Source organism: Natrinema soli (assembly GCF_028618695.1).
The window spans coordinates 1-7,007 of the sequence record NZ_JAQIVI010000456.1; the positions used below are offsets into that span (position 1 = coordinate 1).

The window sequence follows — 7,007 nt, forward strand, 5'->3', positions numbered from 1 at the left end:
GCCGCGCGAGCGTCGGCGTCCGCGAGCAGTTCCGCCGCCTCCTCGCGCTGGCGCTCGAGCAGCGCCTCCGGTCCGAGGTGTGCGACCTCACCGTACCCGCTGTCCGTCGGGTCGACGGCGTGGATGACCGTGATCTCGTCGTCGGTGTGTTCCGTACATGCGAACTCGAGCGCCGCCCACCCCGGCTCCGAGTCCTCGAGGGCGACTAACAGGTGCATACTGTATCGTACGGAGACGACCTACTTGAGTGTCATCCCCAATCACACGTCGCGGGCGGTCGTTCGGCGGCTATTCGCGCCGACGAACGGGCGGACCTCGCGGCCGTCGCCCGGTCGTCGCCTCATTCCGAGTAGCCCTCTTGCAGGAAGGTCCCCTCGGTCTCGTACATCGACACCAGTTCCTCGATGAGTTCCTCGTTCGATTGGCCGTCCTCGCAGTGGTTGTCGAGTCGCTCCTTCAGATCGTCGCTGATCTCGAGCGTTTGTGTCATGGGTAGTAGTGCGGTGGGGTCGCGTCGATCGGCGTATCGACGACCGGCGTCAACTAGCCGGGGGCGCACGGACAGCTTTCTCTGGCCGACATACGCAAGTGATATTTCGCGCACCCGATCGGGTCGGCAGACCGATCATCGAACCGGCACGGGACGGCCGTTCACTTACCCGGGCGGTCGCCGTAGTCCCGGATGTGACAGCATCACTGACTGACGACGATGTCGGAAAAACCGTCGTCGACGTCGAGGGCAAGGAACTCGGGATCGTCGCCACCGTCGACGGGAGCAGAGCCGCTGTCGATCCCGACCCCAGCGTTGCGGAACAGGTACTCGCGTCGGTCGGCTGGGAGGGCGAGGACGACGAGGACTACGTCGTCACCGAGGACATGCTCCAGCGGGTCGACAACGAGGTCATCCTGCGCGGTGAACTCTAGGTCGTCCGACTCGAGCGACGGGCCGAACCCGGACGGCGGGGCCTACTCGGCGAGGCGTACTCGGCGGGGCGGCCGTCGAACGACTCGCCGATCGAGAAATCGTCGTCAGGCCCCTCCCGAAACCGGACGCGATTTGCGCGTCCATCCACGCGTTTAACAGCCGAGCCAAGCCGAGCCAACGTGGACGCGCTGCTCGAGGCGCTGGAGGCAGCTTTCGGCGAAAGCAGCGGCCGCTCGGACCGCTTTCAGTCGGCGGCCTGCCGCTGCTCGAGGACGGCTCGAACGTCGCCGTACTGCTCGAATCGGTCGGCACCGATATAGTCGATCGTGTCCTGCAGGTACTGGCTGACCTGTTTGCCGATCTTGCGCTGGTCGTAGCCGTCGAACGGCTGTTCGTCGTAGAGGGGTCCCCCTAGCAACCGATTTTCGACGTACTCCTCGATGCGCGGCTCGTAGACGTCCGCGACGATATCGGGTTCGGCCTCGGCCAGTTGTTTCATGACCCAGCGGCCGTTCTCGATGTGTCGGGTCTCGTCCTGACGGACCTTGCCGATAGCCGCCTGGAACGACTCGAGGACGACGTCTCGGCCCATCTCCTCGGCTTTCAGTTCGATCATCTGGTCGAAACTGAGGTAGCCGCCGCGGGCGAGTTGCGCCTCGATGATACCCATGTAGTTCAGGTAGGCCTCGCCGAGCGCGTAGACGAGTTCGGTTCGGTCGCCGCCGTTGATCGCCGCCAGCAGGTCGTCCGCAGTGTCGTAGAGATCGTCCGTGCTGTACCCCTGCTCCTGATAGCCGCCCTCGCGGTACGGTGCCGTCTCCTGCGTGCCGAAGACCTCCTCGAAGTAGCGGCTGAAGAGGTCGGTGTGTTTGGCTTCCTCGTAGACCTGCTGGGCCAGGAACATCTCCTCCTGAACGGTGTCGAAGGGCATCTCGTCGTTCGGCAGCGCGTCCAGCGCCATCATGTACGGCGCGAGCGTCCGCGTGACGTCCTCTTCGCCGTCGTAAAACCCCGAGCACGTCGCGAGGAATCGATGTTGTTCGGCCTCGGAGAACTGGTCCCAGTCGGCCCGGTCCCCCTCGAGGTCGTAGTCGTCGGGGTCCCACGTCCCCTCCCGCTTGCCCTTTCGGTAGAGTTCGTAGGACTTCTCGCGCTCGCTGTAGTCGATCGCCATGTGTTGCCATCACAATACGATGACAAATGAACGTTCGGATGGGTATCACGTGCGACCAGTCACGAACGCGCAGTAGCCGGCGGTCGATCTACTCCGTGTCCGCGCTATCGATCCGACTATTCGGTCTCCGAATCGGCCGACGAAGCCGCTGCTTCGACCATCGTCTCCCGCTCGTCGAAGTACGCCGGCGCGTCGGCGTCGGCCTCGAACTCGACGATACGGGTCAGGGCATCCTGCCCGTCAGCCGCCTCCGAAGGGAGCGCTTCGGCCAGCTCGGTGTAGCCGGCGGCCAGCTCCTGAAACGCCTGCATTCGTGCCTGTTTCGCCTCGACGAGGAGTTGCTTCTCCTCGAGTTCCTCCTGTAACTCCTCGATCGCGGCGACGTCGACCTCGCTCGTGGCCGGGACGTCCGCGGTCGACGGCGTTTCGGTCGCGGGTACCTCGTCCGGCAAGGCCTCGAGCCGCGATCGGATTTCGGCCATCTCGCGGTCGATCTCGTCGAGCAGCTCGTCGGCCTCTTCGCCCATCGTCTCGACGCGTCCCGAGAGCAGGCCGGCCTGGGTCCGGCAGTACTCGACGAACTCGTCGACCGCGAGTGCGTCCCCGGCGTCGTCGGTCATGGGCCCCCTTGGGGCTGCCGGCCGAAGTCACTTTGGTCCGGTACTGATTCCCGGGCTCGAGATGGGGTCACGGCGTTCACGGATCGGGCGGACAGCCAATCCAGTGTCACGGGAGTCGAGACGCGGAGTGGACGATTCTGAGATGAGTATCGACGTTGCTCTTCGCTAGCGGTTGCTTGACAGCGGGCTTGTACTTGGAACGGACCGATTCGGTCAATAACGGACAAGCAGTTATCGAAGCGCCACTCAAGCTCCCTGATTACTGTCAAAACGCCGCACTGAATACAGAGCGAGTATTCGGCAGAGTACGGATGTTACCGGTCAGCCTCTGTGCGGGACTCGAGTGGGGCTGACTGGGTGGAGAGATGGGTATCCGTGAACCCGGACTCGAACTTGAGACCATAGCCGAATACTCGATCAGCGCCGATATGTCCTGCCCAAATTAGTGCGATGAGAAGAGCGAGTCGGCTATCTGCCCAGAAACCGAAGGCACCGAGCGCGAGCGGTAGTGTGTACGTGTGCACGATATTGTAGCTCAGGCTTCCGAGTCGCGGGCCTGCAAGATACCCGATCATGGACAAGTCAGGGGACAGCGCCAGAACTACCAGCATCCAAATCGGCCCGTCAAGCGTGAAATAGCTCCCCAACGCGATTCCCAGCGCGGCCAGTCCCTCGATACGTAAGAGTGTCCGTGGCTCCATATAGGATCTCTTCTATCAGGGACGTGAAAAATATAGCAGGTCAATTGCTGGCTATGCGCCCGCTATTCAGCACGACTTACCGAGGCCACGAGTTCGTCGAAGCCGACATCGTCCGTACGTCCCCTGTGGGTCAGTGTTCATAAAAACAGGAGAGAAGCGGGACTCGGTTCCCGTCACGGATCGCATGCTGATTGCGATTGATGATGATTCCGAGACGGTCGAACACCGATTGCTAACCAGTAGCATGGCAGTGAGCTTTCAGACTCGTTAAGGCCTTCCGGCTACTGACTCAGGTATAATGAACCTGGAACCGTATCGACAGGACAGACAGTCTCTCTCTGCGATCGAACGATGAGCAAGGACACCATCGAAGTACGCGGCGCGGAGGAGCACAACCTCAAGGATATCGACGTCTCGATCCCTCGAGAGGCCTTTACCGTCGTCACCGGTCTCTCGGGATCGGGCAAGTCCTCGCTCGCGTTCGAGACGGTCTACGCCGAAGGCCAGCGCCGCTACATCGAGAGCCTCTCGGCGTACGCCCGGAACTTCCTCGGCCAGATGGACAAGCCCCAGGTCGAGACCGTCGAGGGGCTCTCGCCGGCCATCTCGATCGACCAGAAGAACGCCGCGAACAACCCCCGTTCGACCGTCGGGACGGTCACGGAGCTCCACGACTACCTGCGACTGCTCTACGCCCGCGTCGGCACGCCCCACTGTCCCGACTGCGGTCGCGAAGTCGGCGAGCAGTCGGCCCAGAATATGGTCGAGCGCATCCTCGAGCTGCCCGAGGGAACCAGGGTCAAACTCGCGGCGCCGGTGGTTCGCGACCAGAAGGGAGCCTTCGAGGACCTCTTCGAGGAACTCGTCTCGGAGGGGTACGCCCGCGTCGAAATCGACGGCGAGGAGTACGACCTCACGACGGACGACCCCGACCTCGACGAGAACTTCGATCACACCGTCGACGTGATCGTCGACCGAGTGAAGGTCAGCGACGAGGGCCGCCCGCGCATCATCGACAGCGTCGAGACGGCGCTCGACGAGGCCGAGGGCGTCCTGAAAGTGATCCTGCCGGAGGCGTCCGAGGAAGTCGCCGCCGATCTCGGCGAGGAGGCCCGCCGGACCGGCGCACTCGGCGAGGAAACCGAGGAGAACGACCGCTTCGTCGTCGAGTTCTCGAAAGATCTCGCCTGCACGCACTGCGGGATCGACATTCCCGAGATCGAGACCCGTTCGTTCTCCTTCAACTCGCCCCACGGCGCCTGTCCCGAGTGCGAGGGCCTGGGCGAGACCAAGGAGATCGACGAGGACCTCGTCCTGCAGGACGAGTCCAAACCGCTCAAGCACGTCTTCGAACCCTGGAGTTACAACCGATCGTACTACCAGACTCGACTGGACGCCGTCGCGGAGCACTTCGGCGTCTCGCTGTCGACGCCCTTCGAGGACCTCGAGGCGGATATCCAGCAGGCGTTCCTCTACGGGACGGACGGCGAGGTGCTGTTCAAGCGGCGCACCAAGAACGGCACCCGCCGGAAGAAAAAGCGCTTCGAGGGCGTCATCCCCAACCTCGAGCGGCGCTACCTCGAGACCGACTCCGACTCGACGCGGGAGCACATCGAGGACTACATGTCGGCCACGGCGTGTCCGGCCTGCGACGGCACCCGGCTGAAGCCCGCGAGCCGCGCCGTGCTGGTCGACGACAGTTCGATCACCGAGATCAACGCGATGAGCATCGGCGACGCCCGCGAGCACTTCGAGTCGATGGAAGCCGACCTCACCGAGCGCGAGAAGGTGATCGCCGAGGAGATCCTCAAGGAGATCCGGGCGCGGCTCGGGTTCATGTGCGAGGTCGGCCTCGACTACATCACGCTCGATCGCGAGGCCTCGACGCTCTCCGGCGGTGAGAGCCAGCGCATCCGGCTGGCTACCCAGATCGGCTCCGGACTCGTCGGGGTCCTCTACGTCCTCGACGAACCCTCGATCGGGCTCCACCAGCGGGACAACGACCGACTGCTGGACACCCTGGAAGAACTGCGCGACCTCGGCAACACCCTGCTCGTGGTCGAACACGACGAGGAGACGATGCGGCGGGCGGACACCGTCATCGACATGGGGCCCGGCCCCGGCAAGCGCGGCGGCGAGGTCGTCGCCAACGGCGACGTCGAGGAGGTCAAAGCGACCGAGGGCTCGATCACCGGTGACTACCTCTCGGGCCAGCGGCAGATCCCGGTGCCCGACGAGCGCCGCGATCCCGACGGCGCGCTGACGATCCGCGGTGCACGCCAACACAACCTCAAGGATCTCGACGTCGACATCCCGCTGGGGTGCTTTACCGCCATTACGGGCGTTTCGGGCTCCGGGAAGTCCACCCTGATGCACGACGTGTTCTACAAGGGGCTCGCTCGACAGATGAACGACAACACGAGCGTGATTCCCGGGGAGCACGACGCCCTCGAGGGGCTCGAGGAGATCGAAACCGTGCGCCTGATCGACCAGTCGCCGATCGGCCGCACGCCCCGCTCCAATCCCGCGACGTACACCGGCGTCTTCGACTACGTCCGGGAGCTGTTTGCCTCGACCTCGCTCTCGAAACAGCGGGGCTACGAGAAGGGGCGCTTTTCCTTCAACGTCAAGGGCGGCCGCTGCGAGGAGTGCGGCGGGCAAGGAACGGTGAAGATCGAGATGAACTTCCTGAGCGACGTCTACGTCCCCTGCGAGGAGTGCGACGGTGCACGCTACAACGACGCCACGCTCGACGTCACCTTCAAGGGCAAGACCATCGCCGACGTCCTCGAGATGGAAGTCGAGGAGGCCGCCGACTTCTTCGAGTCCAACTCGCAGATCCGTCGCCGGCTGAAGCTCCTGAAGGACGTCGGCCTCGGCTACATGACGCTCGGTCAACCCTCCACCACGCTGTCCGGCGGCGAGGCCCAGCGGGTCAAGCTGGCCGAAGAGTTAGGGAAGAAGGACTCGGGCGAAACCCTGTACCTGCTGGACGAGCCGACGACCGGCCTCCACTCGGCTGACGAGCGCAAACTCATCGACGTGCTCCACCGGCTGACCGACAACGGCAACACCGTCGCCGTCATCGAGCACGAACTCGACCTCGTGAAGAACGCGGACCACGTCATCGATCTCGGCCCCGAGGGCGGCGAGAACGGCGGCGAGATCGTCGCGACCGGCACGCCGGAGGACGTGGCTCGCCTCGAGGACTCCCACACCGGTCGCTATCTGCGGGATCTGCTGCCGAAAGTGGACCTCGACGGGCCGCGCGGCGAGCGCGTCGAACCCGTGAGCGCGCCGATGGACGACGACTGATCGGAAGTCCGAATCGCGTCTCGCGGCGACGGCGAAAACTGTCGGCCGGTACCGCCCCCGATCCGAATCGTTAACGGCGGGAGCCGGCGACTATCGTCGCATGAACAGGCGAAAGGCGATTATCCGTCGCGGGCTCACCGGCGGCGGCGTCGCGACGCTCCTCCTGGCCGCCAGTTTCGTCGCCGTGTTAGGCGTGCCGACGACCCCCTCGATACTCCTGCTCGTCTCGTGGCTCGGCGTCGTCGGGAGTGCGATGGTCGTCGCCGGACGCC

General features: G+C 64.2%; 8 protein-coding genes. 3 read left to right on the forward strand and 5 right to left on the reverse strand.

The features are described 5' to 3' along the window. Together PGX04_RS23930 and PGX04_RS23935 are read right to left on the reverse strand one after the other, a co-directional pair. Nucleotides 1–218: universal stress protein (locus PGX04_RS23930; RefSeq protein ID WP_273740799.1), on the reverse strand; the 218-nt coding region annotated here is incomplete at its 3' end. A 122-nt stretch (nt 219–340) separates the two neighbouring features. Then, a complete protein-coding gene (locus tag PGX04_RS23935) occupies nt 341–490 on the reverse strand; it encodes a DUF7557 family protein (protein WP_273740800.1) in 150 nt (49 codons plus the stop codon). A gap of 194 nt (nt 491–684) precedes the next feature. Here PGX04_RS23935 and PGX04_RS23940 point away from each other — a divergent pair, with 194 nt between their 5' ends. Then, on the forward strand, nt 685–924 hold the full coding sequence (locus PGX04_RS23940; protein ID WP_273740801.1) for a hypothetical protein: 240 nt from the start codon (nt 685–687) through the stop codon (nt 922–924). Between the two features lie 245 nt (nt 925–1,169). Here the strand turns inward: PGX04_RS23940 and PGX04_RS23950 are convergent, their stop codons facing one another. The 3 genes from PGX04_RS23950 to PGX04_RS23960 form a co-directional block, all read right to left on the reverse strand. Next, nucleotides 1,170–2,099, reverse strand: a complete 930-nt coding sequence (locus tag PGX04_RS23950; protein WP_273740802.1) for a ferritin family protein — start codon at nt 2,097–2,099, stop codon at nt 1,170–1,172. A gap of 116 nt (nt 2,100–2,215) precedes the next feature. After that, nucleotides 2,216–2,719 carry a hypothetical protein gene (locus PGX04_RS23955; protein ID WP_273740803.1) on the reverse strand — a complete coding sequence of 168 codons (504 nt, stop codon included), beginning with the start codon at nt 2,717–2,719 and terminating at the stop codon, nt 2,216–2,218. A gap of 314 nt (nt 2,720–3,033) precedes the next feature. Next, the gene (locus PGX04_RS23960) at nt 3,034–3,420 is read right to left on the reverse strand and encodes a DUF4260 domain-containing protein (protein WP_273740804.1); all 387 of its coding nucleotides are present in this window, start codon (nt 3,418–3,420) and stop codon (nt 3,034–3,036) included. Between the two features lie 351 nt (nt 3,421–3,771). Here PGX04_RS23960 and uvrA point away from each other — a divergent pair, with 351 nt between their 5' ends. Together uvrA and PGX04_RS35075 are read left to right on the forward strand one after the other, a co-directional pair. Further along, nucleotides 3,772–6,735, forward strand: coding sequence for an excinuclease ABC subunit UvrA (gene uvrA, locus PGX04_RS23965; RefSeq protein WP_273740805.1), 2,964 nt, complete (start codon nt 3,772–3,774; stop codon nt 6,733–6,735). Between the two features lie 100 nt (nt 6,736–6,835). After that, the coding region (locus PGX04_RS35075; RefSeq protein ID WP_465263842.1) for a DUF7994 family protein at nt 6,836–7,007 on the forward strand (172 nt) is incomplete at its 3' end.

Bases quoted from the DNA above. Each gene is read 5' to 3' on its own strand.
- uvrA (WP_273740805.1), top strand. From the start codon at position 3,772: ATGAGCAAGGACACCATCGAAGTACGCGGCGCGGAGGAGCACAACCTC.
- PGX04_RS23955 (WP_273740803.1), bottom strand. From the start codon at position 2,719: ATGACCGACGACGCCGGGGACGCACTCGCGGTCGACGAGTTCGTCGAG.
- PGX04_RS23960 (WP_273740804.1), bottom strand. From the start codon at position 3,420: ATGGAGCCACGGACACTCTTACGTATCGAGGGACTGGCCGCGCTGGGA.
- PGX04_RS23950 (WP_273740802.1), bottom strand. From the start codon at position 2,099: ATGGCGATCGACTACAGCGAGCGCGAGAAGTCCTACGAACTCTACCGA.
- PGX04_RS23935 (WP_273740800.1), bottom strand. From the start codon at position 490: ATGACACAAACGCTCGAGATCAGCGACGATCTGAAGGAGCGACTCGAC.